At 72.6% G+C, this 25,195-nt stretch carries 21 protein-coding genes; 8 read left to right on the top strand and 13 right to left on the bottom strand.

Annotated elements, in window-relative coordinates; genetic code table 11:
• Positions 1-281: 281 nt before the first annotated feature.
• Both sucB and lpdA read right to left on the bottom strand, forming a co-directional pair.
• Entirely contained in the window at positions 282-2,102 is a 1,821-nt protein-coding gene (sucB, locus tag ABZ795_RS24210; protein WP_357531978.1) for a 2-oxoglutarate dehydrogenase, E2 component, dihydrolipoamide succinyltransferase, read from the bottom strand.
• Positions 2,103-2,175: 73 nt separating this feature from the next.
• A complete protein-coding gene (gene lpdA / locus ABZ795_RS24205) occupies positions 2,176-3,567 on the bottom strand; it encodes a dihydrolipoyl dehydrogenase (protein ID WP_357531977.1) in 1,392 nt (463 codons plus the stop codon).
• 181 nt (positions 3,568-3,748) lie between these two features.
• Here lpdA and ABZ795_RS24200 point away from each other — a divergent pair, with 181 nt between their 5' ends.
• On the top strand, positions 3,749-4,078 hold the full coding sequence (locus ABZ795_RS24200; RefSeq protein ID WP_327024740.1) for a hypothetical protein: 330 nt from the start codon (positions 3,749-3,751) through the stop codon (positions 4,076-4,078).
• Positions 4,079-4,140: 62 nt separating this feature from the next.
• On the opposite strand, the gene ABZ795_RS24195 is transcribed toward ABZ795_RS24200, so the two are convergent.
• Positions 4,141-5,709, bottom strand: coding sequence for a leucyl aminopeptidase (locus ABZ795_RS24195; protein ID WP_327024741.1), 1,569 nt, complete (start codon positions 5,707-5,709; stop codon positions 4,141-4,143).
• A gap of 162 nt (positions 5,710-5,871) precedes the next feature.
• Here ABZ795_RS24195 and gcvT point away from each other — a divergent pair, with 162 nt between their 5' ends.
• The gene (gcvT, locus tag ABZ795_RS24190; protein WP_357531976.1) at positions 5,872-6,996 is read left to right on the top strand and encodes a glycine cleavage system aminomethyltransferase GcvT; all 1,125 of its coding nucleotides are present in this window, start codon (positions 5,872-5,874) and stop codon (positions 6,994-6,996) included.
• A 5-nt stretch (positions 6,997-7,001) separates the two neighbouring features.
• Here the strand turns inward: gcvT and ABZ795_RS24185 are convergent, their stop codons facing one another.
• The 4 genes from ABZ795_RS24185 to ABZ795_RS24170 all read right to left on the bottom strand — a co-directional run bounded on the left by ABZ795_RS24185 (position 7,002) and on the right by ABZ795_RS24170 (position 11,267).
• A complete protein-coding gene (locus tag ABZ795_RS24185; protein WP_357531975.1) occupies positions 7,002-8,291 on the bottom strand; it encodes a DUF2314 domain-containing protein in 1,290 nt (429 codons plus the stop codon).
• A 66-nt stretch (positions 8,292-8,357) separates the two neighbouring features.
• Complete coding sequence (locus ABZ795_RS24180) at positions 8,358-9,134, bottom strand: adenosylcobinamide-GDP ribazoletransferase (RefSeq protein WP_357531974.1); 777 nt, start codon at positions 9,132-9,134, stop codon at positions 8,358-8,360.
• Positions 9,124-10,995 (bottom strand): bifunctional adenosylcobinamide kinase/adenosylcobinamide-phosphate guanylyltransferase, encoded by a 1,872-nt coding sequence (cobU, locus tag ABZ795_RS24175; protein WP_357531973.1) that lies wholly within the window; start codon positions 10,993-10,995, stop codon positions 9,124-9,126. The genes ABZ795_RS24180 and cobU overlap by 11 nt, the downstream gene beginning before the upstream one ends.
• A gap of 65 nt (positions 10,996-11,060) precedes the next feature.
• Entirely contained in the window at positions 11,061-11,267 is a 207-nt protein-coding gene (locus ABZ795_RS24170; RefSeq protein ID WP_327024746.1) for a hypothetical protein, read from the bottom strand.
• Between the two features lie 189 nt (positions 11,268-11,456).
• Here ABZ795_RS24170 and ABZ795_RS24165 point away from each other — a divergent pair, with 189 nt between their 5' ends.
• Both ABZ795_RS24165 and ABZ795_RS24160 read left to right on the top strand, forming a co-directional pair.
• The gene (locus tag ABZ795_RS24165; protein WP_327024747.1) at positions 11,457-11,657 is read left to right on the top strand and encodes a hypothetical protein; all 201 of its coding nucleotides are present in this window, start codon (positions 11,457-11,459) and stop codon (positions 11,655-11,657) included.
• Positions 11,657-12,445 carry a site-2 protease family protein gene (locus ABZ795_RS24160; RefSeq protein WP_357531972.1) on the top strand — a complete coding sequence of 263 codons (789 nt, stop codon included), beginning with the start codon at positions 11,657-11,659 and terminating at the stop codon, positions 12,443-12,445. Before ABZ795_RS24165 ends, ABZ795_RS24160 begins: the two co-directional genes overlap by 1 nt.
• 46 nt (positions 12,446-12,491) lie before the next feature.
• Here ABZ795_RS24160 and ABZ795_RS24155 read toward each other — a convergent pair whose 3' ends face one another.
• The 3 genes from ABZ795_RS24155 to ABZ795_RS24145 all read right to left on the bottom strand — a co-directional run bounded on the left by ABZ795_RS24155 (position 12,492) and on the right by ABZ795_RS24145 (position 18,810).
• Positions 12,492-13,490, bottom strand: coding sequence for an aldo/keto reductase family protein (locus ABZ795_RS24155; protein ID WP_357531971.1), 999 nt, complete (start codon positions 13,488-13,490; stop codon positions 12,492-12,494).
• Between the two features lie 83 nt (positions 13,491-13,573).
• Entirely contained in the window at positions 13,574-17,866 is a 4,293-nt protein-coding gene (locus ABZ795_RS24150) for a WG repeat-containing protein (RefSeq protein ID WP_357531970.1), read from the bottom strand.
• Positions 17,867-18,249: 383 nt separating this feature from the next.
• Positions 18,250-18,810, bottom strand: a complete 561-nt coding sequence (locus tag ABZ795_RS24145) for a helix-turn-helix domain-containing protein (RefSeq protein WP_327024752.1) — start codon at positions 18,808-18,810, stop codon at positions 18,250-18,252.
• Positions 18,811-18,876: 66 nt separating this feature from the next.
• Here ABZ795_RS24145 and ABZ795_RS24140 point away from each other — a divergent pair, with 66 nt between their 5' ends.
• A complete protein-coding gene (locus ABZ795_RS24140) occupies positions 18,877-19,632 on the top strand; it encodes an AzlC family ABC transporter permease (protein ID WP_357531969.1) in 756 nt (251 codons plus the stop codon).
• Positions 19,626-19,934: an AzlD domain-containing protein gene (locus ABZ795_RS24135; RefSeq protein WP_327024754.1), complete on the top strand. Its 309-nt coding sequence runs from the start codon at positions 19,626-19,628 to the stop codon at positions 19,932-19,934. Before ABZ795_RS24140 ends, ABZ795_RS24135 begins: the two co-directional genes overlap by 7 nt.
• Before the next feature lie 40 nt (positions 19,935-19,974).
• Here the strand turns inward: ABZ795_RS24135 and ABZ795_RS24130 are convergent, their stop codons facing one another.
• The 3 genes from ABZ795_RS24130 to nadA all read right to left on the bottom strand — a co-directional run bounded on the left by ABZ795_RS24130 (position 19,975) and on the right by nadA (position 23,411).
• Positions 19,975-20,580, bottom strand: a complete 606-nt coding sequence (locus tag ABZ795_RS24130; protein ID WP_327024755.1) for a DUF3043 domain-containing protein — start codon at positions 20,578-20,580, stop codon at positions 19,975-19,977.
• Between the two features lie 75 nt (positions 20,581-20,655).
• Positions 20,656-22,011, bottom strand: coding sequence for a UDP-N-acetylglucosamine 1-carboxyvinyltransferase (gene murA / locus ABZ795_RS24125; protein WP_013735182.1), 1,356 nt, complete (start codon positions 22,009-22,011; stop codon positions 20,656-20,658).
• A gap of 224 nt (positions 22,012-22,235) precedes the next feature.
• Positions 22,236-23,411 carry a quinolinate synthase NadA gene (nadA, locus tag ABZ795_RS24120; RefSeq protein ID WP_327024756.1) on the bottom strand — a complete coding sequence of 392 codons (1,176 nt, stop codon included), beginning with the start codon at positions 23,409-23,411 and terminating at the stop codon, positions 22,236-22,238.
• Positions 23,412-23,479: 68 nt separating this feature from the next.
• Here nadA and ABZ795_RS24115 point away from each other — a divergent pair, with 68 nt between their 5' ends.
• Both ABZ795_RS24115 and erpA read left to right on the top strand, forming a co-directional pair.
• Positions 23,480-24,619, top strand: a complete 1,140-nt coding sequence (locus ABZ795_RS24115; protein ID WP_357531968.1) for a glycerate kinase — start codon at positions 23,480-23,482, stop codon at positions 24,617-24,619.
• 152 nt (positions 24,620-24,771) lie between these two features.
• A complete protein-coding gene (gene erpA, locus ABZ795_RS24110) occupies positions 24,772-25,140 on the top strand; it encodes an iron-sulfur cluster insertion protein ErpA (RefSeq protein WP_327024758.1) in 369 nt (122 codons plus the stop codon).
• Positions 25,141-25,195: the final 55 nt, after the last annotated feature.

The raw sequence follows: 25,195 nt of genomic DNA, 5'->3' as shown, positions 1-25,195 counted from the left end.
ACCGAGATCACCCGCAGCCTCAAACGCTACATAGCCCGCCAAATCTGGCGCACCCTCGAAGCCACCGCTTGACAAAAACCTTCACAGATCTTGCAGTTTTGGTCGCCGCATAAGGGGTGCATGCCGACAATTCGGCGACCGAAACTGCAAGATCGACGGGGCGGGCTGGTCCGGGCTGGTCCGGGCGAGGCGGGAGGGGGAGGGAGGGGGAGGGTGGGGGAGGGAGGGGGACGGACGTGGAAGGGCGCCCCCGGTGAACCGGGGGCGCCCTTCGTGGTGGGTCAGAGGCCCAGTTCGGCCTCGAAGTTGCCGGCCTCAAGCCGCTCCTTGACCGCGGTCAGGAAGCGGGCCGCGTCGGCGCCGTCGATGATGCGGTGGTCGTACGACATGGCCAGGTAGACCATCGAGCGGACCGCGATGACCTCGCCCAGCTCGGGGTCGTTGACCACGACCGGACGCTTGACCACGGCACCCGTGCCGAGCATCGCCGACTGCGGCGACGGCACGATCGGGGTGTCGAACAGCGCGCCCCGGCTGCCGGTGTTGGTCAGCGTGAAGGTCGCACCGGCGATCTCGTCCGGGCTGATCTTGTTGGTCCGGGTGCGCTCGGCCAGGTCGGCTACGCGCTTGGCGATGCCGCCCAGGTTCAGGTCACCGGCGTTGTGGATGACCGGCACCAGCAGGCCCCGCTCGGTGTCCACCGCGATGCCGAGGTTCTCGGCCTCCGGGTAGGTGATCGTGCCGGCTTCGAGGTCCATCTGGGCCTGCACGATCGGGTACGTCTGGAGGGCCTCGATGGCCGCCAGGGCGAAGAACGGCAGGAAGGACAGCTTGACCCCGTGCCGCTGGAGGAAGGAGTCCTTGGCCCGGGCCCGCAGCTTGGCGACCTTGGTGACGTCCACCTCGACGACCGTGGTCAGCTGCGCGGTCTCCTGAAGCGACTGGTGCATCCGCTTGGCGATGGCGGCCCGGATCCGGGGCAGCTTCTCGGTGGTGCCCCGCTTGGCGCTCGGCTGCGGCTTGGCGGCCGGCTTGGCCTGAGCGGCCGGGGCCGGGGCCGGCTGGGCTGCGGCCGGAGCAGGTGCGGCCTTGGCGGCACGGGCCTTCTCCGCCGCGTCCAGCACGTCCTGCTTGCGGATCCGGCCACCGACACCGGTGCCGTTGACCGTGGCCAGGTCGACCCCGTGCTCACTGGCCAGCTTGCGCACCAGCGGAGTCACGTAGCCGGCCGCCTCGCCGTTGGCGCTGGGCGCCGGGGTGGGCTGGGCGGTCGGGGCCGGGGGAGTGGCGGCCTGCTCGGCCTTGGCCGGCTCCGCCGAGGTCTCGGCCTCCGCGGCCGGCTCGTTGTAGGAGACACCGGGCGTCGGCTCGGAGACCTGGGACTCCGGCTCGGCCTTCGGCTCCGGCTTGGCTTCCGCCTGCGGCTTCGGCTCGGGCTTGGCCTCGGCCGGGGCGGCGCCGGCGGCACCGATGACGGCCAGGGTGGCGCCGACCTCGGCGGTCTCGTCCTCGGCGACCTTGATCTCCAGGACGGTGCCGGCCACCGGCGAGGGGATCTCCGTGTCGACCTTGTCGGTGGAGACCTCCAGCAGCGGCTCGTCCACCTCGACGGTCTCGCCGACCTGCTTGAGCCAGCGGGTGACCGTACCCTCGGTGACGCTCTCGCCCAGCGCGGGCATCTGCACCGGGGTGCCCTCGCCCGATCCGGCGGCGGCCGGGGCCGGCTGCTCGGCCGGCTCCTCGACGGCCGACTGCTCCGCCTCGGCCTGCGGCTGCGCGGCAGCCTCGGCGGCCTGCTCGGCGGGGGGTGACTCCTGGTGCTCGGCGGGGGCCTGCCGCTCGGAGGGGCCACCGGCCGACTCACCCTCGCCGGAGATCACCGCCAGTTCGCTGCCGACCTCCGCCGTCTCGTCCTCGCCCACCACGATGCGGGTCAGCACGCCGGCCGCCGGGGACGGGATCTCGGTGTCGACCTTGTCCGTGGACACCTCGAGCAGCGGCTCGTCGACCTCGACGGTGTCACCCTCCTGCTTGAGCCAGCGCGTGACGGTGCCCTCGGTGACGCTCTCGCCGAGCCGGGGCATGGTGACCGATACCGGCATGTTCTCCAGACTCCTTCATTTCCCTGGTGGGGGGATCATCGCCCGTCGCCGGACGCCGCGGATTACCTCGTGGTCAGGCGTGTGCGTGCAGCGGCTTGCCGGCGAGGGCCAGGTGCGCCTCGCCCAGAGCCTCATTCTGCGTCGGGTGGGCGTGCACCAGCTGCGCGACCTCACCCGGGTACGCCTCCCAGTTGTAGATCAGCTGCGCCTCGCCGACCAGCTCGCCGACCCGGGCGCCGACCATGTGCACGCCGACCACGGGACCGTCGGCGACCCGGACCAGCTTGACGAAGCCGGTCGTCTTGAGGATCTGGCTCTTGCCGTTGCCGCCGAGGTTGTAGTTGTAGGTCTTGATGTTGTCGGCGCCGTACTGCTCCTTGGCCTTCGCCTCGGTCAGGCCGACCGAGGCCAGCTCCGGGTCGCAGTAGGTGACGCGCGGGATGCCCGCCTCGTCGATCACCGCCGGGTTCTGCCCGGCGATCTGCTCGGCGACGAAGATGCCCTGCTGGAAGCCCCGGTGAGCGAGCTGGAGGCCGGGCACGATGTCGCCGACGGCGTAGACGTTCGGCACGCTGGTGCGCAGCCGCTCGTCGGTCAGCACGTAGCCGCGGTCCATCTTGACGCCCTGCTCCTCGTACCCGAGGTTGGCGGTGTTCGGGCCCCGGCCGACGGCGACCAGCAGCAGCTCGGCCTCGACGGTGTCGCCGCCGGCGATGGTCACCTTGACGCCGTTGTCGGTCTTCTCGACCTTCTCGAACGGCTTGCCGACCTTGAAGTTGATCTTCCGCTTGCGGAAGGCCCGCTCCAGGGCCTTCGAGGACTCCTCGTCCTCGGCGGCGACCAGGCGGGGCAGCGCCTCGATGATGGTGACGTCCACCCCGAAGGACTTCCACACGCTGGCGAACTCCACGCCGATCACGCCGCCGCCCAGCACGATCGCGGAGCTGGGTACCCGGTCCAGGACCAGGGCGTGGTCACTGGTGATCACGCGCTCGCCGTCGACCTCCAGGCCCGGCAGGCTCTTGGCGTACGACCCGGAGGCCAGCACGATGTTGCGGCCGGTGTACCGCTTGCCGTCGACCTCGACCGCGTTCGGCGCGACCAGCTTGCCGGCGCCCGCGACGAAGGTGATGGCCTTGTTGCCGGTGACCAGACCCTGCAGGCCCTTGTAGAGCCGGGAGATCACCCCGTCCTTGTACGAGTTGACCGCCGCCATGTCGATGCCCACCAGCTCGGCCTTCACACCGAACTGCTCGGACTCGCGGGTCTGGTCGGCGATCTCGGCGGCGTGCAGCAGCGCCTTGGTGGGGATGCAGCCGTTGTGCAGGCAGGTGCCGCCGAGCTTGCCCTTCTCCACCAGGGCCACCGACAGGCCCAGTTGGGCGGCGCGCAGCGCGGTCGCGTAGCCGCCGCTACCACCTCCGAGGATGACGATGTCGAAGGTTGCGTCGTTCGGCTCGCTCACGTTCAACTCCCAGGTCGCTTCGCTGCATCGGGGGTCACGGCGGGGTAACAGGGATACACCCCACCTCGGCCATCTTGTCACCACCGGGTCGAGAGCGCGTACCGAGGTGCCCAATGACACGTTGGTGCCACGTACCCTTGGCACTGCCTTCGATGACGCGGACAGGTGGGGAGACGGCTCAGTGGGACTGTTCCGGCGACGCAAGCGGGCACGAGCGGCCGAACCCGACCGTACGGCCAATCGCGCCGATCTGGAGCATCTTGAGAACTTTGTCCGCACCCGCAAAGGGGTCGAGGCGTACATCGAGCCGCGTACCACGGTTACCGAGACCACTGTCATCCTGATCGCCGACGACGGCGAGTGGACCCGGCGGCGGATCAACGGGCCGGACGGGGCGCGGCGCTTCGCCTACCGGCTGAGCATCCCGGTCTACGACGTGGCGCTGATGGGCTACCCGCAGCGCATGCGGGACTACAACGAGCGCCGCAAGCGCCGCCCGGAGCTGTACTGACCGACATGTGACAGGGCCCCCTGCCCGGCGCGATGCGTCGAGCAGGGGGCCCTTCTCGCAGCTCAGCCGTTGGCGGCGATGTCCTCGATCAGGTGCAGCAGGGTGCGCACCGGTACCCCGGTGCCGCCCTTGGTCCAGTAGCCGGTGGCCTCGCCGGAGTGGTAGGCCGGGCCGGCGATGTCGATGTGCGCCCACGCCACCTCGTCGGTGACGAACTCGCTGAGGAACACCCCGCCCTGCAACATGTGCCCGGCCCGCTCCATGCCCGCGTTGACCTGCGAGATGTCGGCTACATCGGAGTTCATGCCCTTGCGTACGTCCTCCGGCAGCGGCATCGGCCAGGCCGGCTCGCCGACGGTGTCGCCGGCGGTACGGACCCGCTCGCACAGCTCCGGGGTACCCATCACACCGGAGATCCGCTTGCCCAGCGAGACCACCTGCCCACCGGTCAGGGTCGAGGTCTCGAAGAGGTAGTCGGTGCCGTCCGCGCAGGCGCGGGCCATCGCGTCGCCGAGGATCATCCGGCCCTCGGCGTCGGTGTTGAGCACCTCCACCTTCTTGCCGTTGAACATGGTGATCACATCACCCGGCCGGTACGAGGTGCCCGAGGGCATGTTCTCCGCCATCGGCACGTACGCGGTCACCGCCACCGGCGGCTTCAGGTCGGCCACCGCCAGCATGGTCGCGGCCACCGCCGCCGCCCCGGCCATGTCGGACTTCATCTCCCACATGCCCTGAGCCGGCTTGATCGAGATGCCGCCGGTGTCGAAGGTGATGCCCTTGCCGACCAGCGCCACCCGCTTGCCGGTGCCACCCCCGGCGGGGGTGTAGGTCAGCTTCACCAGCCGAGGCGGAGCCTCCGAGCCCTGCCCGACCGCGATGATGCCGCCGTATCCCCCCTCGCGCAGCGCTACCTCGTCGAGCACCTCCACCCCCAGCCCGGCAGCCCGGGCGGCCTCGGCGACGGCCTCGGCGAAGACCGGCGGACGCTGATCGTTCGGGGCGGTGTTGACCCAGTCCCGGGTGACCCGCACCGCGTTGGTCACCGCCACGGACCGGTCCACCTCGGCCCGGGCACCGGCGTCCGCGGCGTCCGGCACGGCGATCAGCACCTCGGCCACCGGCTCCCGCCGGGCCGGCTGCGGCCGGGTCTTGTAGCCGGCGAACCGGTACCCACCCAGCAGCGCCCCCTCGGCGACGGCACGCACCGCGGCACACGCGTCGGCGTCGTCGGGCAGCGGCAGGGCCAGCGCCACCTTCGTCGCACCGGCCAGGGCCCGTACCGCCGCCCCCGCGGCCCGGCGCAAGGTCTCCGGGGCCGGCGCCGCACCGCTGGGCTCCGGGCCGAGGCCGACCGCGGCGATCACCGGGGCGGTGATGGTGCCCAGGGTCGCCAGCTTGATCACCTCACCCGGGCCGCCGGTCGTGCCGAGCAGCGCCAGGGTCTCGGTCAACTTGCCGTCGAAGGCGGCGGCGATGCTCTCCGCGCCGCTGGCGAGCAGCAGCCTGCCGGCGGGACCGGTGGTGGCGTCCTCGCCGGTCGTACTGTGCACACCGATCACGATCGCGTCGACGGCGAGTTCGGCGGGGTCGGTGTCGACCAGGCTCAGGGTGGTGCTGGACGATGTCACGGAAGCTGCTCCCGGGCAGGCCGGGCCGGTCGCATCGTGGCGTACCGGCGATGGAGTTGGCGGCGGATGGTCACCCGCCGGGCGTTCATGCTGCCCGCCGGATCATCCCCGGGGGTCCCGCCGATGCTAACCAGACCGGTGGTTCCCGGTAAGTTGCGACCCATGACCGACGTGACCACCGACGCCGTCGAGACCCGGCTGCGTCGTACCCCGCTGGCCGAGCGGCACACCGCCCTGGGCGCCAAGTTCGCCCCCTTCGGTGGCTGGGAGATGCCCCTGGAGTACGCCGGCGGCGGGGTGCTGCGGGAACACACCGCGGTACGGACCGAGGTCGGCGTGTTCGACGTGTCGCACCTGGGCAAGGTGCGGGTGACCGGCCCGGGGGCGGTGGAGTTCGTCAACTCCTGCCTCAGCAACGACCTGAACCGGATCGAGGCGGGCCGGGCGCAGTACACCCTCTGCTGCGACGAGGCCACCGGCGGGGTGGTGGACGACATCATCGCCTACCGGTACGCCGACGACCACGTCTTCCTGATCCCGAACGCCGCGAACACCGCCGAGGTGGTACGCCGACTGCGCGCCGCCGCCCCGCCGCAGATCACGATCGCCGACGAGCACGAGGCGTACGCCGTCCTGGCGGTCCAGGGACCCCGCTCGGCGGAGCTGCTGGAGGCCCTGGGCCTGCCCACCGGGCACGAGTACATGAGCTTCTCCCCGGCGACCCTGGACGGCGTAGAGCTGACGGTGTGCCGGACCGGCTACACCGGCGAGCGCGGCTACGAGCTGGTCATCCCGGCCGCCGACGCGGTAGCGGTCTGGGACGCCCTGTTCGCCGCCGAGCCGGCACCCCAGGCCTGCGGGCTGGCCGCCCGGGACACCCTGCGCACCGAGATGGGGTACCCCCTGCACGGGCAGGACCTGTCCTTGGAGATCACCCCGGTGCAGGCCCGCACCGGCTGGGCGGTGGGCTGGGACAAGCCGGCCTTCTGGGGCCGCGAGGCCCTGCTAGCGGAGAAGGCCGCCGGTCCCGGGCGTACGCTGCGCGGCCTGACCATCGCAGGTCGGGGCATTCCCCGCCCCGGCATGGCCGTCTTCCACGGCGACACCCAGGTAGGCACGGTCACCAGCGGCACCTTCAGCCCCACGAACAAGCAGGGCATCGCCCTGGCCCTGATCGACACCGCCCCGGCCCTGCCCGACGGCGCCGAACTCCAGGTGGACATCCGAGGCCGGCACACCCCCGCCCACCTGACCCGCCCCCCCTTCACCCACCCCTCCGTCAAATAACCCCGTCAGGGGGTGGGTTTCTCGCCGGCGTCCAGGACGGCCTGGGTCCAGCCGCCTTCGATGACGCCGGTGGAGTCGAGCAGGGCCCAGTCGACGATGTCGGTGGCTTCGATCACCACCGGGGAACCGATGCGTACGGTGGGGTCGGTGTTGGCGTCGCTGGCGCTGGCGCCGACCACCCGCTCCGGGGTGTCCCAGGAGGTCACCCCGGCCCAGACGTACTCGGGACCGTCCTCGCCGGGCAGCCCGTACTTGACCACCAGTTGGGTCTCCGGTGGCAGCCGGCCGGCGCGGAAGCGGGCCCGGATGTCGCGCAGGCCGGCGCGGGCGGTGGCGATCGCCCGGCTCATCGCGTCTCCGGAGCGGGCGTACCGCACATCGGGCTGGATGCCGGCGAAGAGGGTGGCGCAGGCGGCGGCGAAGTAGCGCCCGTCCGGGCCGGGGTGCCCGGCCGGTGGGCGCAGGCTGAGGAACGAGTCGGCCTCCGGATCCGTGGCCGGGTCCAGTTCCAGCCGCAGCAGCACCGGCGCGGTCGCCCCGTGCTGTTCCGGATTGCCGTACGCCACCGCGATGTCATGCCCGGTCACCGTGGCCAGTACGGGTAGCTGCACGAAGGCGGGTACCTCCTCGCCGCTGAGCCCGTCGGTCCAGTCGCGCAGCAGTCGGCGGGCGGCTCCGGTCATCACCGCGCCCCAGGCCCGGGTCAGATGGTCCGGTACCCCCTGGGTCTGCAACTCCAGCAGACCGAAACGGCGCAGCCCCTTGGTGGTGAACCACAGCCCCTCGGCGTCGGAGGAGTAGGGCACCAGCACCCAGTCGACCAGGCGGACCCGGCCCCGCTCGTCCGGCAACGACCGCAGCGCCGCCACCGGGTCCAGGAACTGCAACCCGAACACGTCGACCACGTCGCCGTCGACCGCCTCGGCGATCGCCGCGGCCACCGCCCGGGCCGCCCACTCGTGGGCCGGGGGCCACCCCGGTCGGTACTCGGCCTGCACCACCACCAGATGGGTGGCCGCGGCCAGCCGATCCAGCTGGGCCTGGCTGGCGCCGAAGGCGGTGAGCAGGTCCGGCGGTAGCTCCGGAAACTCGCTGATCGGGCGTACGTCGACACTCATCAGTGGACTGTCCAGCATCTGCTTGGCCAGCCCGTGCACCGGTTCGGCCAGCCGACCGGCCAGACCCCGTACCGCCGTGCGGGCGCTCACCGCCGGCAGCCCGGTCGTCGGCACCAGGTAGGTGGCGTTCAGCGACTCGGGGACCGGTACGGGCAGGAAGTCGTCGGTGATGAGCATGAGGTTCCCCTGCCAGGCGTGCCGGTGCTGTCGTGGGGAAACGCTACCCGCCACCGGTGGTCCGGCTCAGCCGGACAGCACCAGTCCCAGGTAGACCAGCGTGGTGACCAGTTCGACCTCGGCGCCGAGCACGTCGCCGGTGATCCCGCCGAGTCGGCGTACCACATGTCGCAGCACCGCTACCGCGACGGCGAGGGCGGTGAGCACGGCCAGCGGCCCCTGCCAGGGACGGTCCGGCACCGCGGCCACCGCCAGCAGGGTGACCCCGGCGATGCCGGCGGCCAGGGCTACCGGGCCGACCGTGCCGGCCACCAGCGCGCCGAGACCTTCCGGGCGGGCCGCCGGAACCCCCCGTCGGCAGGCGACCGTCACGCCCAGGCGACCGGCTGCGGTGGCGGTGACGATCGCCGCGAGCACGGCCGGGGCCTCGCCACCGGCCAACTCGGCCAGCGCCGCCGCCTGCACCAGCAGGACGAGCACCAGCGCGACCACCCCGAAGGGGCCGACGTCCGGCTTCTTCATGATCTCCAGGGCGGCCGGTCCCCGCCGGTACGACCCCAGGGCGTCCACCGTGTCGGCCAGCCCGTCCAGGTGCAGGCCCCGGGTGAGCAGGGCGCTGACCGCCACGGCCACCCCGGCGGCGACAAGGGGTGCGGTGAGCGCGCCGAGCAGCAGCAGAACCCCGGCGACCGGCAGTCCCAGCAGGGCGCCGACGGCCGGGGCTAGGGTCATCGCCGTACCCGCCGTGCGCCGGTCGACGCTGCCGGCGCGCACGGGTGCCACCGTGAGGGTGGTCAGGGCCAGCCGGACCCCGTCGCCGAGCAGCCGCAGGTCAGCCGGCACGCGAGCCGGAGTGGTCCGCCGAGGCGGCTGAGGTGCTGGTCGGCCCGGGCCCTTCCGGCTCCGGCTCCCGGAAGTCAGGCTCCTGGGAGTCCGGCTCGGGGAAGTCAAGCTCCTGGGAGTCGGGCTCGGGGGAGTCGGGCTCTACCGATTCGGTCGGGACCTCGGCGGCCGGGTCCGGGCGGGCCGGTAGCGCGGCGGCCAGCGTCAGCGCCGAGCGCAGCATCGGCAGTACGGTCAGCGCGTTCGCGCCCTCACCGAGGTCCAGCTTCAGCTCCGCCAGCGGGGTCAGGCCGAGCACGTCGGCTGCTAGCCGGATGCCGGGCTGCCCGCCGTGGTCGGCCAACAGGCACCAGTGCCGGGCCTGGCCGGCGAGATCCCGGCTGACCAGCCCGGCGGCCATGCCGACCGGCCCGTCCAGCAGCACCGGAGTGCGGCGGGCGGTGGCGCCCAGCAGGATCCCGGTGGCCACGGCGATGTCGCCACCGCCGACCTGGGCCAGCACGTCCTTGGCCTCCCGGGCCATCCCCCGGCAACGCTGAATGGCGTCCCGGATCGCCGCGCACCGGGCCATCCAGGCCGCATCGTCGTACTCGCCGCGGTTGATCACCCGGGCCAGCACGGCGGAGGGCTCCGCCCCGGCGGTCGCCGCCAGGACGGCAGCCGCCGCGGCCTCGGTGCCGGCGCCGCAAGCCGCCAGCACCAGCAGTTGTACGCCGGCGTCGACGGCCTCCTCGGCCAGCCGCCAGCCGTAGCGCAGCGCGGACTCGACCTGCTCGGCGGTCAGGGCCGGCCCGTCTTCGATCGGTGCGGCCGTCGGGGCCTCGATCACCTGGAGCGCCGCTCCACTCTCGGCGGCCAGCCGGGCGAGCACCCCCTGACCGGAACGGGCCTGCTCGGCGCGGCGAGCCGAATCACCGGACCGGGTACCGGCCGCCGAACCGCCCTCGTGGTCACCGTGCACCAGCAGCACCCGTACGGACTCCCAGGGTTGCGGGGTCGAAGTGCCCTGGGTGGTGGCGGCGAAGGCGACCACCTGCTCCAGCACGCCGAACCCACGGCCCGGCAGGTCCAGACCGGCCAGCCGCTCCAGGGCCTGCGGCCCGGCGTCCAGGTCGGGCATGGGCAGTTCCATCCCGGGCCCGATCTCCGGTCCATCGGCCGCCACCGGCAGCGACCCTCCGGGGATGATCGCCACAGCGGGCGCTGCGGGCCGTGCCTGCGGCGTCGTCACCGCCGGGGAGGCCGGCACACTGACATCGCCGACCGGCCCGGTCTGGGCGGGCACTCCCGCACCGGCCGGGTCGGCGGCGGGCACGGTGGCGGGCGGCTTGAGCTGGCACGGCTGGCCGGCGACCACCAGCAGCACGGTGTCGCAGACCTCCGCCACGGCCCGGTTGACCAGCCCCAGCGCATCCGTGAAGGCCCGGCCCAGCGGGGTCGTCGGCACCAGACTGAGCCCGACCTCAGGGCTGACCAGCACCAGTCGCGCCGCACACTCCCGGATGGCGGCGACCAGTTCCTCGATCGTGGTGGTGTCGTCGGCCGGCTGGTGGGCGGGGTCCAGCAGGACGGTCACCCAGCCACCCAGGTCGTCGACGAGCAGGGTCTCGTCCGCCCGGGCGGTGGCGATCACGTCGGCCAGCCGACGCGGGTCGCTCGCGGTCTCCTCGGTGCTCCAGCTTGCCGGTCGGCGATCGCGGTGCGCGGCCAGCCGGGCCGCCCACTCCGCGCCGTCGTCACCGGCTGCGGTGGCCACGTACCGCACCGTGGCCGCGTCGGCCACCAGGGATTCGGCGTACTGCGACTTGCCGGAGCGGATGCCGCCCAGCACCAGGACCCGGTTCCACCCGTCGAGGGACATGCTCGTACCTTACGACCAGCCGACCGGCTCGGTCGTCGCAGGTGCACCGCGCGGCCCCGGGCCCCTCACCGCCCGTCCGGGGGCCGGTAGTAGTAGTCGTTCGGGTTGACGTCGGCGGGTTTGGTGTCCTCCTGCCAGGCGCCCTCACCGGGCCGCGCGACCAGGGCGTCGATCAGTTCCTCCCGGTCCATGTCCCGGGCGCCCTCGATGCCGCCACGTACCGCGATGTCGCGTAGCTCCGCCGTGTCCATCTCCGGGATCGGCCTCGTCATCACCCCTCCTGTCCAGGTTCGGATGCTCAGCGACTTACCCGGCGGTGAGCAGGCGAATCGTCGGGGACCGGCATCCCCGGGTCCGGGTCCGGGGCCGCCTGCCGCCCACCGGTCGAAGGGCCGAGGCATCCACGGCCGACTACGCTGGCAAGGTCCGTCCGGGACATAGCGGTGAGGGGAGACGCGCAGATGGCGTGGAGCTGGCGGTACGAGGGCGCGAACGGCGAGACGGTCGAGGGGCCCGCCGAGTCGTTCAGCAGCCAGGCGGACGCCGAGTCCTGGATCGGTCAGACCTGGCGCGAACTCGCGGCCTCCGGGGTCACCTCGGTCACCCTTCTCGAGGACGACCGGGTGGAGTACCGGATGAGCCTGCTGCCCACGGCGCAGTGATGGCGGCCCGGGACGGCGAACCGCTGGTCCTGGGGGTGCCGCGGGCCGCCTTCCGGCCGTCCCCGATCTTCCTGGCTCTGGTCGCGCTGCTGATCGCCTGCGGGGTGTCGGCCTGGCACGGCATCGGCAGCGTCCGGCTCGCCGTCTTCGGGTTCGTGGTCACCGGCTGGGTGGTCTCGCTCTGCCTGCACGAGTACGCGCACGCGGTGGTGGCGTACCGGTTCGGCGACCGGGGGGTGGCCCATCGCGGCTACCTGACCCTGAACCCGCTGAAATACAGCCACCCCCTGCTGTCGATCGCCCTGCCGGTGGTGGTGGTACTGCTCGGCGGCATCGGCCTGCCGGGGGGTGCGGTCTGGGTGGATCGGCACGTCATCGCGGGGCGGCTGCGCCACACCCTGGTCAGCCTCGCCGGCCCGGCCACCAATGTGGTGTTCGCCCTGGTGCTGGTGGCGGTGCTGCGGATCGGTGCGCCCGGGGGTGGTCCGGTGGAGTTCTGGGCGGCCGTGGCCCTGCTCGGCTTCCTTCAGCTCACCGCCAGCGTGCTCAACCTGCTGCCGGTGCCCGGTCTGGACGGCGGCAACATGATCCAGCCCTGGCTGAACCCGCAGTGGCGGCGGATGTACGACCTGTTCGCCCCGTACGGCTTCATCCTGCTCTTCGCCCTGCTGTGGAACCCGCGGATCGGCGGCTGGTTCTTCTCCGCGGTCTTCGCGATCGCCGACTTCCTCGGCCTGCCACCGTGGCTCTACGCCACCGGCCTGGACCTGGTCCGCTTCTGGAGTTGACCCGACCGGGCCGGTCGACCGGACAGGTCGACCGGCCCGGCATCGGTCAGGGCCGCTCGGCCGGCGACTCGGTACGGGCCGGGTCGCGTTCGGTGATGGGGTCGACGATCTCGTCGATCGCCTTGAGCAGGTCGGCGTCGAGCTTGACCCCGGCCGCCTTGACGTTGTCGTGCACCTGCTCCGGGCGGGAGGCACCGATGATGGCCGAGGAGACGTTCCGGTTCTGCAACACCCAGGCGATGGCCAACTGGGCCATGCTCAGCCCGGCCTGGTCGGCCAGCGGGCGCAACTGCTGAACCCGGGTCAGCACGTCGTCGGTCAGCCACCTGGCGATGAAGTTCGCCCCGGACTTCTCGTCCGTGGCCCGGGAGCCGGCGGGCGGCGGCTGACCGGGCAGGTACTTGCCGGAGAGCGCCCCCTGGGCCATCGGCGACCAGACGATCTGCCCGACCCCAAGCTCCGCACTGGTGGGGATGACCTCGCTCTCGATGACCCGCCAGAGCATCGAGTACTGCGGCTGGTTGGAGACCAGCGGGATGCGCAGTTCACGGGCCAGTGCGTGGGCCTCGCGGATCTGCGAGGCCTTCCACTCGGAGACCCCGATGTAGTGGGCCTTGCCGGAGTGCACGACGTCGGCGAAAGCCTCCATCGTCTCCTCCAGCGGGGTGTGGTAGTCGTACCGGTGGGCCTGGTAGAGGTCCACATAGTCGGTGCGCAACCGCCGCAGCGAACCGTTGATCGACTCCATGATGTGCTTGCGGGACAGGCCCCGGTCGTTGCGGCCCGGACCGGTCGGCCAGTACACCTTGGTGAAGATCTCCAGACCTTCACGCCGTTGGCCCTCCAGGGCCCGACCGAGCACGTCCTCGGCCCGGGTGCCGGCGTAGACGTCCGCGGTGTCGAAGGTGGTGATGCCGGCGTCCAGGGCGGCTCGGACGCAGGCGAAGGCGGCGTCCTCCTCGACCTGTGAGCCATGGGTGATCCAGTTGCCGTACGAGATCTCACTGACCATCAGGCCGGAACGGCCCAGGTGTCGGAATTCCATTCCCTGAGCCTAATGCGCCCCGACCCAGGTCCGCCGGGTCGACCACCTCGCCAGGGCTCGCCGGTGGCGAACGCCTCCCCGGGTCAGAGCAGGGGAGTCGTGTCGGTGAGCAGCGCCTCGATCTCGGCGATGACTTCGTTCGGGTTGCCGAAAACCGGGTCGATCAGCGGCCCGCCCCGCCGGTCCAGGGCACCCCACCGGCCGATCCCGTTGGTGGCCAGGAAGGCCACCGGGTGGATGAGCAGCGCCGGATGGGCGGGGGTGACGATCACCTGGCCGGTCCGGTCCACCACACCCTTGCGCCCGGCCAGGTCGACCACGGCCAGGCCCTCATCGGTGAAGCCGTCGACGTACCGGCCGTCCGCGAGCAGGGTGTGGAAACCGTGGTACCGGGTCGGCACCACGATCTGGCCGGTCAGGTCGACGGCCCCCCAGCCCTCGCGGCGGACGGCCGCCACCCCCTTGCGGAAGGGCCGCACGTCCGCGAAACCAGGGGGTACGACCACCTCGCCGGTGGTGTCCACGGCCAGCCAACCGCTGTTGTCCCGTACCACCCAGGCCAGGCCGTCGGAGAACGGCCGGGCAGCCAGGTAGGTCGGCTCGACCACCACCTCCCCGGTCAGGTCGATCAACGACCAGTGCTCCGACTCCGGTCCACGCACCCAGGCCAGGCCCTCGGAGAAGGGCTGGGCCTCGGCGTACCGGGCCGGCACGACCAGGTCACCGGCGCCGTCCGCGTACCCCCACAGACCCTGATCGCCGTCGCGGGCCGGCACCGGACCGCGCTCCCGGTCCAGCACCTCGTCGGCACTGCGGGGGTACGGCCCGAAGCCCCGCAGGGCGGCTCGGGTCGCCACCGCGTCCAGTCCGATCCGGACCCGGGCGAGCAGTTCGGCGTCACCCTCCCCGCGCAGGTCGAGAGCCCGCTCGAAGTGGTGACAGGCCTCCATCAACCGGCCCTGGTCGTAGCAGCACCGCGCGGCGTGTTCGTGCAGGGCGGCCCGCAACCGGTCCGGCAGCTCTACCGAGTCAGCCTCCGCGAACAGCCGGTCGGCCTCGGCGAACTCGCCCCGCCAGCGCAGCACGTGCGCCAACCGGGCCTGGGCCAGCGCCACCCGACGCAACTCCCCGGTCGCCTCGGCGTAGGTCAGGGCCAGCCGACCGTCGTCCAGCGCATCGTCGAGGTCACCGAGCACCCGGGAGGCCACTGCCCGCAAACTCAGCAGCCGGGCGCGGGAGCGGTTGTCCAGGGCCGAGGCGAGCTTGTCGGTCAACCGGTCCCGTACCGTCCGCAGCTCCTGCGGGTCCTCCACGACCTCGCGCAGCTGCTCCGGGTCCAACTGCCAGCGGTACCCGGCCAGCACCTGCTCCGGGTCAGCCGGCGGCTCCGGCTCCTCGTCACCCGTCGACTCGGTCGCATCGTCGGCCGCTGATGCCTCGGCCACCAGGGCGTCGTCGTCCGGCGGTACGACGTCGGCTGGTGCTGCTTCGGCCGCCGAGGCGATGTCGGCAGCTGGTACATCGTCGGCCGATGGTGCGTCCTCAGCCGGTGGTGCGTCCTCAGCCGATGGTGCGTCCTCGGTCGCTGGCACGTCGTCGGCTGGCGGTATCACCTCGGCGGGAGGTACGTCGATCGCTGGTGGTGCCTCGGTGGCCGGTGCTGACGGGATCGGCGCTGCGGGTGGTGCGGGTGGTGCGGAGACCGGTGCGGTCGCGGCCGGTGTGACGGATTGCGGTGTGGCGGTGGCCGGCGGTCCGGAGACCGGTGCCATGGGGGGTGACGGCTGCTCCCAGGTGGCAGGCGGTGCGGAGACCGGTGTCGCTGCCAGCGGGGTGGGCTCCGAGGCGGAGGGTCGTTCGGGCTCGGGCGCCTCAGACGGTTCTGGTGCGTCGCCGGGCCGTGCTGTGAGCCAAGACGGCCCGGCAGGGGGTGCTGTGGGCGGTGGTGCTGCGGGCTCCCGGGTGGCAGGCGGAGTGGAATCCGGGATCGCGGGCAGAGTGGGATCGGGAGTCGCGGGCGGGATGGTCGCCGGTGTTGCCGCCGTCGGCAGACCCGCCACCGACGTGGAGGTGGCCGGCGGGGTGGCCGCAACCGACGGTGCGGAAGGCGGTGCCGATGCGGGTAGCGGTGGGATCAGGGGCGCGGAAGCCGAGGCGGGCGGCGCGGAGACCGGCGTGGTGGCGGGTGGCCCGGACACCGGCGGAACAGGCTGTGTCGGGCGGCCTGGTAGGTCCGTGCTCTCCCGGGCGACGGCAGGGCTGGGCGCGGGCGAGCCGAACCATGCCTGAGGGCCCTCCGGCGGCGAGTTGACCCCTGCGGAGGCGGCCGTCTCCGGGACATACCGGCCGGGCGGCGGGGTGACCGGCGGCCCGGAGACCGGGGTGGACCCAGGAGGGTCGTCGGTCGGGGCAGCCACGGGCGCGTCGAGGTGTTCGAATCGCGAGCCACCCAGCGGCCAGTGGCTAGGCGGCGCGGAGACCGGCCGCTGGGCGGATGGCGGGGTGACAGGTGGTGCGGAGACCGGCCGCTGGGCGGATGGCGGGGTGACAGGTGGCGCGGAGACCGGTCGGTGGCTGGGCGGTGTGGAGACCGGTCGGTAAGTGGGTGGTGGGGTGGCCGGGGGTGCTGAGGCGCCCGTCGGGGTGGGGACCGGGGGCGGGGTGGCCACCATCGGCTGGTCGTGCAGGGGTGCGGGCCGGACCTGATGGTCATGCAGCGGCGCCGGGCGTACCTCGTGCTGGTGCAGCGGTGCGGGCCGTACGGTCTCCCCGTGCGCGGCCCGGTCGGACCCGGAGGCGACGGGCCGCTCCTGGCTCGGCCGGGATGGCTGGTGCTGGTCGGGGCGCGGGAAGCCGGGGCGCTGCGAACTCGGGCCGGGGGTGCCCGGCCAGTCGGGTGCCGGGGCCGAGGGCCGGTCGGGGTGCGGGCGGAAGCTGTCGGGCCGGTCCTGGCCCGGGGCGGGGGAGACCGGACGGGCCCGCCCGGCGGCGGGGGAGACGGGGTGCTCGGGGGCCGGGGAGACCGGGCGGGCGGTCCGCTCGGGGGCAGGGGAGACGGGCTGTTCCGGCACCACGGACAGGTGCCGGCGGGACGGGTGGTCGGCGGCGGGAGAGACGGGGTGGTCGGCGTCCGGTCGCTGCGCGGCCGGGCGGTCCATGAACCGGTCCGGTCCGGGCCGCTCGGGGATGCGCCGGTCGTCGCGTCCGGGTTGGTCGCCGGGGCCCGGGGCCACCGGGCGCTGGTACTCCCGGTGGCCTCGACCGGTGCCGGGGCGCATCGGGCCGGGCTCCGGCCAGGGCAGGTCCCGGCGTGGCGGTTCAGGGTGCCGCTGCGGGTCCCGGGAAATCGGCTCGGTGCGGGACCGCTCCGGTGCGCGGGTCCACTCGTCGCGCGGCCCTCGGACCGGCTCGTCGTCGAGGTAGCCGTCCGGGTACGGGGCGGCCTCCGGGTCACCGACACCGAACTGCTCCCGGTAACCCTCCACGCGGGGCTCGTCCTCGTGGCCGGGGTGGCCGGGATGGCTGCTCCACTGGTAGCGGGGGCGTCGTGCGGGGTCGCCTGACCGGCGGTCGACCTCCTCGGCCGGCCGGTACGCGGCGGGACGCTGGCCTTCCTGACCCGGCTCGGGCACCCAGCCGCGCTCCGGCGGTCCGGCCGGCGACACGGGCGCGCCACGCCGGTACTGATCCCGATCCGGCGGCTCGGGCCGAGCCGGCCGTCGGGGGTATCGGTCGGGGTCCTGGTCGCGCCACTGTGGTTCGTGCTGCGGATACCGGTCCGGCTCTCGCCGGTCGGCCTGGCGCCGGTCGGGTTCGGGTTCACCTCGGGAGTACCGGTCGGGGCCGCGTCGCTCGTGCGAGGTGAAGCCGCCCCGATCCCGGCGGTCGTGGCGCGAGGGGTATCCCTCGGGCTGGGCGTACCGGTCGGGAGTGCGGTGGGTCGGCGCTCCGGTGCCACCGGTCGCCTGCGGACCCATGTCGGACCAGGTGACCCCGTCGCGGCCGCGTACCGGCTCGGCCGGTGCCGACCGTCGCTCCTCCGGTCGCCCCGGGTGCGGGAACCGGTCGTACGCGGGTGGGCTGTTGCCCCCGTCGGGACGGCGGTGACCGGCGGCCTCCTGCCGACCCGGCCAGCCCTCGGGCTCGTCCTCCCAGGACCGACCCACATAGGTACCGTCCGGTCTGGTCGGTGCCAGGGGTGGCACCTCGGCCCGCCCGATCGCGCTCGCCCGGCCCCTGGGCCGTGGCTGGTGATGGTCCGCGCCGTCGTCGCCCGGGTAGCGCTGGCCCGGGAACTGTGGCTGCCATTCGGTCGTCGGCTCGACCATCCAGGACGGCTCGGGGGGATCACCCCACCGGTCGTAGCCGCGACTCATCCGCCGAACCTGTCGTACCGGCCAGGACCTGGTCGGCGGGTCGGGTGACACTCGGCCACGGCCGGGCCCGGCTGCTCGGCGGCGGCCACGCGACGCCGGCGGGTCGGCGTCCGCTCACTCACGGCCGCGCCCCGATGGTCGGCTCGCGTCCGCTCGCTCACGGCGAATGTCACCTCGTCGGAAATGGTCGCTGGGCACCTGCCCGGAGTCGGCCAAACTTGCTCGTCCCGGCACCGAATGGCTGCGGATGGAGGGTAGCGGCGCGAGCTTGGTCAACGCCACTGTGGCGCTCGCGCCGGCCCCAAACGTTATCCAGTGGATCCGGGCATGTGGGTGCCTTCGGCCAGATCGGACCTAACAGGATGAGCCAGGCGGGCCCAGGCTCAGGGATGTTCCATGATCAGTACGACGAAGGTGCCCGGTTCGAGAGCCTCATAGCGGTGCGGGGTGTCCCCGGGAAAGGTGGCGTAGTCGCCCGGGCCGAGTTCCACCTGCTCGTGCTCCGGGCCGCAGAGCAGTCGGCCGGCCCCCACCACCAGGTGTTCCACCGTGCGTGGGGTGTGTGGCTCGGCGCTGCGGACCCGCCCCGGCTCCAGTTCGAGGAGGTAGACGTCCCGGCGGGCATGGGCCGCACCGGCGGTCAGCAGGGTGGCGGTGAAGTCGGCGTGCTCGGAGTGGACCCGGGGGCCGTCACCGGCCCGGATCACCCGTACGGCGTTCGCCGGTGGCTCGACCAGGCGGCTGAAGGGTATGTCGAGCGCCACACCCAGGGCCCACAGGGTCTCCACGCTCGGGTTGCCCAGCCCGGCCTCGAGTTGCGACAGGGTCGACTTGGCGATCCCGGCCCGGCGGGCCAGCTCGGTCAACGAGATGCCGACCCGCTGCCGTTCCTGGCGGAGAGCAGCGGCGATGGTGGCCAGCGGGGGCGAAGGATCCGCGGACATTGTTCGCTCCGTCGGTCAAGTTGTTCTATTTGACGAACATGAGGGGCGTGTTCATCATGATGGACTATGCGTACGTCAGAGCGAACAGCGGGGGCCGGGATGCTCCGCGACGTCGCGGCCATCGGGGCGGCGATGGTCGCCGTCGGCGCCTCGTTCGGGGCGGTGGCCGTGGCCGCGGGACTGCCGGTCTGGGCGGTCATCGCCATGTCCGTGCTGGTCTACGCCGGTGGTGCGCAGTTCATGGCGGTCGGGCTGGCGGCTGCCGGCAACCCGGTGGCCGCCGTACTGGCCGGGTTGCTGCTCAACGCCCGACACCTGCCCTTCGGGCTGGCCCTCGGCGACACCCTGGGCCGCCGACTGTGGCAACGGCTGCTCGGCAGTCACCTGATGACCGACGAGGCGACCGCCTTCACCCTCGCCCGTCCGGCCGGTGAACTGCGGCGCAAGGCGTTCTGGCTGGCCGGCATCCTGCTCTTCGTGGCCTGGAACGCCGGTACGGTGCTCGGCGCCCTGGCCGGTGGGGCGGCCGGAGACCCCGCCGCCCTCGGGCTGGACGCCGCCTTCCCGGCCGGTCTGATCGCCCTGCTGCTGCCCGCCCTGCGGGACCGGGACACCCGACGGGCGGCCGTGGGCGGGGCGGCCCTGGCGGTACTGACCACGCCGGTGCTGCCGGCCGGGCTGCCGGTCCTGCTGGCGCTGGCCGGCCCGGCGCTGCTGGCCGCGCACCGACTTCGGCGGCCTACGGCCACCCCGGAGGTCGTCGAGGAGTCCCCGGTCTCGCCCGAGCCGGTGCCGGCCGGTCGGAAGGAGTCGTCGTGCTGATCGCGGTGATCGTGGCGCTGGCCGTCGGGACGTACACCTTCCGGGTCGCCGGGGTGCTGCTGCGGGACCGGCTGGACCTGCCCACCTGGGCCCGGCAACTGCTGCCGGTCGCCGCGGCGACCCTGCTGGCGGCCCTGGCCGCGACCGCGACCCTGACCGAGTCCGGTGCCTTCTCCGGCTGGGCCCGGCCGACCGGGGTGCTGGTGGGCGTGCTGCTGGCCTGGCGGCGGGCGCCGTTCGTGCTCGTGGTGATCGCCGCGGCGGCCACCACCGCCCTGCTGCGCCTGCTCGGGGTGCCCTGAGGCGCAGCCCGGGCCGGTGGTTCCAGACCGGTCGGTGATTCTAGACCGGGTCGCCGATGGAGACCCGGGGCTCCGGGGTACGCAGCTTGCGGAAGGTGATCGCCCGCATGATCGCGTAGAGGTACAGCGACCCCATCCGCTGGGTGGACTGCGGGTAGCGGGTCCGGACCAGCTTCTTGATCTTGCGCGAGATGAAGACCGAGTCGATCACCACACCGAGGGCCAGAGCACCCCACAGCAGGTTGGCGGCCAACCGGATGCCCGGGGGCATCGCCTGGTTGGACCCGATCAGCACGATCAGCGCGCCACCGAAGAACCAGGTGCCGACGGTACGCCGGGAGTCGACCACGTTGCGGGCCAGCAGCCGCTCCGGGCCCCGGTCACGGGGGCCACCCTCACGCCGGAACTCCGCTGACGCCTCGGCCCGCCGCTGCCGCCGCAGGGCCTTGGCCTCCTCCTTGCTCAGCGGCTTGGTCGTACCCGGTGGGCGACGGCCACTGCTGGGGCGCTTCGGCGTCTCACGCCCCTTGCTGGGGGTGTAGTTGCGCGGACGACCGGCCTCGGACTCCTCTTCCTCGGCCGGGGTCAGCGGCTCGGAGGCGGGGTCGACGAGGTCGGCGGACTTACGACGAAACAGCGACGGCACGCGGCAAGGGTAGCCAACGCGCCGTGGTCGCCGCACATCGCGGGTGCGACGGCCACGGGCGTGGTGTGGCAGGGATTACGGCCGCTCGACGTGGGCGCCGAGGTCGGCCAGCTTGGCCTCGAAGTCCTCGTAGCCCCGGTTGATCAGGTCGACGCCGTACACCCGGGAGGTGCCCTCGGCGGCCAACGCCGCGATCAGGTGGCTGAAGCCGGCCCGCAGGTCCGGGATGACCAGGTCGGCCGCGTGCAGCTTGCTCGGCCCGGCGATCACCGCGGAGTGCTTGAAGTTGCGCCGGCCGAAGCGGCACGGGGTGCCGCCCAGGCAGTCCCGGTAGACCTGGATGTTGGCGCCCATCGAGTTGAGCGCCTCGGTGTAGCCCAGCCGTTGCTCGTAGACCGTCTCGTGCACGATCGACAGGCCCCGGGCCTGGGTCAGCGCCACCACCAGCGGCTGCTGCCAGTCGGTCATGAACCCCGGGTGCACGTCCGTCTCCAGCGCGGTGGCCTGGAGTTCGCCGCCGGGGTGCCAGAAGCGGATGCCGCCCTCCTGGCCCGGCTGCCCCGGGCGCGGCGGGCGGGTGTCGGTGACCTCGTACTCGCCGCCGATCGAGCGGAACACGTTCAGGAAGGTCATCATGTCGGCCTGCTCGGCGCCGAGCACCTCCACGTGACCACGGGTGGCCAGCGCCGCCGCCGCCCAGCTCGCCGCCTCGATCCGGTCCGGGATCGGCCGGTGGGTGTAACCGTGCAGCTTCGGTACGCCCTGGATCTCGATCACCCGGTCGGTGTGCACCTTGATGATCGCGCCCATCTTCTGCAGCACGCAGATCAGGTCGATGATCTCCGGCTCCACGGCGGCGTTGCGCAGCTCGGTGACCCCCTCGGCCATCACCGCGGTGAGCAGCACCTGCTCGGTGGCGCCCACACTCGGGTACGGCAGGGCGAACTTGGTGCCGTGCAGGCCGTTCGGCGCGGACAGGTGCAGCCCTTCCGGGGTCTTCTCGACCGTCGCGCCGAACTCGCGCAGCGCCTGAAGGTGGAAGTCGATCGGTCGCGGCCCGATGTGGCAGCCGCCCAGGTCCGGAATGAAGGCGTGGCCGAGGCGGTGCAGCAGCGGCCCGCAGAACAGGATCGGGATCCGGCTGGACCCGGCGTGCACGTTGATCTGGTCGGTGCTGGCGCTTTCCACGTTCGCCGGATCGAAGACCAGCTCGCCGTCCTCGACCCCGTCGCTGACCTTGACGCCGTGCAGCCCGAGCAGGCCCCGGACCACCTCCACATCACGGATCTTCGGCACGTCGAACAGCCGGCTGGGGCTGTCGCCGAGCAGGGCGGCGACCATCGCCTTGGAGACCAGGTTCTTCGCGCCGCGCACGCGGATCCGCCCCTGCAGGGGGGTGCCTCCGTGTACGACCAGGACGTCGTCGGTCAACGCAACCTCCAGCGCGTGCGTGCTGTCGTTTCGATGTGGGAACACCACGGGTCGCTACCCGGGCAACGGTCGCGCTCAAACTCACGCGGCACGTTTCTCGTCGCCCGGCAGCATAGCCCTCCGTGATGAGAATGGATCCCGTCACACCACATACGAGGGTATTTATCGGCGATCCGGCACTTTGGCGTACCAGGGTTGTTACTGAGGGTGATGGTGGTTCCGGGTCAGGCGCCGGGCAGGGCGAGCATCTGATCCAGGGCTGTACGGGCGTGGTGTGCGGTGTCGGGGTCGACCGTGATCTGGTTGACCACCCGGCCGGCGACCAGCTCCTCCAGCGCCCAGACCAGGTGCGGAAGATCGATGCGGTTCATCGTCGAGCAGTAGCAGACCGCCCGGTCCAGGAACATGATCTGCTTGTCCGGGTGGGCCAGGGCGAGCCGGCGTACCAGATTCAGTTCGGTGCCGATCGCCCACGCGGAACCGGCCGGCGCGGCCTCGACGGTCCGGATGATGTACTCGGTCGAACCGACCAGATCGGCGGCGTTGACCACCTCGTGCCGGCACTCCGGGTGCACCAGCACGTTGACCCCGGGGACCCGTTCCCGGACGTCGTTGACGCTCTCCAGGGTGAACCGCCCGTGCACCGAGCAGTGCCCCCGCCACAGGATCATGCGGGCGTCGCGGAGCTGCTCGGGGGTGAGCCCGCCGCCCGGCTTGTGCGGGTCGTAGAGCACACAGTCGTCCAGGGTGAAGCCCATCTCCAGTACGGCGGTGTTGCGGCCCAGGTGCTGGTCGGGCAGGAAGAGGACCTTCTCACCCTGCTGGTAGGCCCACTCCAGGGCCCGCTTGGCGTTCGACGAGGTGCAGACCACCCCGCCGTTGCGGCCGACGAAGCCCTTGATGTCGGCCGAGGAGTTCATGTAGGTCACCGGCACGGTCTGGGCCGCGATGCCCAGGTCGGTCAGCACCTCCCAGGCGCTCTCGACCTGGGGCAGCGCCGCCATGTCCGCCATCGAGCAGCCGGCCGCCAGGTCCGGCAGGACGACCCGCTGGGTGTCCGAGGTGAGGATGTCGGCGCTCTCGGCCATGAAGTGCACACCGCAGAAGACGATGTACTCCGCGTCCGGCCGGGCGGCGGCCTCGCGGGCCAGCTTGAACGAGTCGCCGGTCACATCGGCGAACTGGATCACCTCGTCGCGCTGGTAGTGGTGGCCCAGCACGAAGACCTTGTCGCCCAGGGCTGCCTTGGCCGCCCGGGCCCGCTCCACCAGGTCGGGGTCACTAGGTGCCGGAAGATCACCCGGACACTCCACGCCACGCTCGGTGGCGGGGTCGGCGCCGCGGCCCAGCAGCAGCAACGCGGTGGCGGTGTTCGAGGGCTCAACCCAGGTCGACGTCACGCCACCCATGGTCCCACAGCGGGACACGCGCGCAGCCCGCGCCGCTGTGGGCTGCCACACTGCCAGACATGCGCGTACTGCTCTGCCCGGACAAGTTCGCCGGCACCCTGCCCGCACCCCAGGTGGCCGCCGCCGTGGCCGACGGCTGGCGGCAGGTGGCCCCCGACGACGACCTGCTGGTCAGGCCGCTGGCCGACGGCGGCCCCGGCTTCCTCGACGTGCTCGCCGAGGCGCTGCCCGGGCGGCGGGTCCCGGTGGACACCCTCGACCCCCTGGGCCGTTCGACCGCCGGTGAGATCCTGCTCACCGACGAGGGCGCGACCGCCTGGCTGGAGAGCGCCCAGGCGTGCGGGCTGCACCTGCTGGACCCGACCGAACGCGACCCGAAGACGACCACCTCGTACGGGCTGGGGCTGCTGATCACCGCCGCGGTCGAGGCCGGGGCCCGCACGGTCGTGGTCGGGCTGGGCGGCTCGGGAACCAACGACGGGGGCGCGGGGATGCTCGCCGCGCTGGGGGCGGTGGCCCTGGACGACACCGGGGCCGCCCTGCCGTACGGGGGTGCCGCGCTGGCGGCGGTGGCCGCCCTCGACGGCACCCCCCGACTGCGCGAGGTACGCCTGATCGCCGCCACCGATGTCGACAACCCGCTGCTCGGCCTGCACGGGGCCAGCAACGTCTTCGGGCCGCAGAAGGGCGCAGACCGGGCCGACGTGCTGCTGCTCGACGCCGCGCTGCAACGCTGGGCCGAGGTGCTCCAGCAGCACCTGCCCGGCTGCCCCAGCGGATTGGGTGCGCTGCCCGGCGGGGGAGCGGCCGGGGGTATCGGGGCCGCCCTGCTGGCCCTCGGGGGCCGGTGCGAGTCCGGGATCGGGCTGGTCAGCCGGGCCGTCGACCTGAATGTCGCCCTCGACGAGGTGGATCTGGTCATCACCGGGGAAGGCAAGTTCGACCACCAGTCGCTGCGCGGCAAGGTGGTCGCCGGTGTCGCCGGTGCCGCCCGGGACCGGGGCGTACCGTGTGTCGTGCTCGCCGGTCAGGTGAGCACCGGGCGCCGGGAGGCGGCCTCGGTCGGGGTGACCGAGGCGTACAGCCTGGTGGAACACTTCGGCGGCGAGGAGCGCGGCGGCCTGGCCGCGGCGCTGGACCGCCCGGGGGAGGGGCTGCGGGCCCTGGGTGCCCGGTTGGCCCGCCAATGGAGCCGCTGACGGGTTCGGCACCGCTGCGGCTGGTCACGCCACCGGGTGGGCGGACCGCGAGCGGCCTACAATCGAAAACTGGACCACTGTGGGAATCGCTGACCGGCGACTGATGTTGGCCAGGGGAAGACCACACCTAACGCGCGCAGGGAGAATTCCACGTGACCACGCCAGCGCAGACCGAGTCGACCGAGGCCCAGGCCCCCACGTCCGTCGTCCTCACCGACGTCGCGGCGCAGAAGGTCAAGGCCCTGATCGAGCAGGAGGGCCGCGACGACCTGCGGCTCCGGGTCGCTGTGCAGCCGGGCGGCTGCTCCGGCCTGCGATACCAACTCTTCTTCGACGAGCGTTCCCTCGACGGTGACGTCGTCACCGACTACGACGGTGTAGAGGTCGTCGTCGACCGGATGAGCGCTCCCTACCTGGCCGGCGCCACGATCGACTTCGCCGACCGGATCGACGCCCAGGGCTTCACCATCGACAACCCCAACGCGGGCAACTCCTGCGCCTGCGGTGACTCCTTCAGCTGAGTCGATTTCACGACTGAGGGGGACGGTCCATCGGGCCGTCCCCCTCAGTCGTTCC

This window comes from Micromonospora sp. NPDC047134 (assembly GCF_040643455.1).
Lineage (GTDB): Bacteria > Actinomycetota > Actinomycetes > Mycobacteriales > Micromonosporaceae > Micromonospora.
The sequence above is the reverse complement of the archived record's forward strand: the minus strand, read 5'-3'. Positions and strand labels throughout refer to the sequence as shown.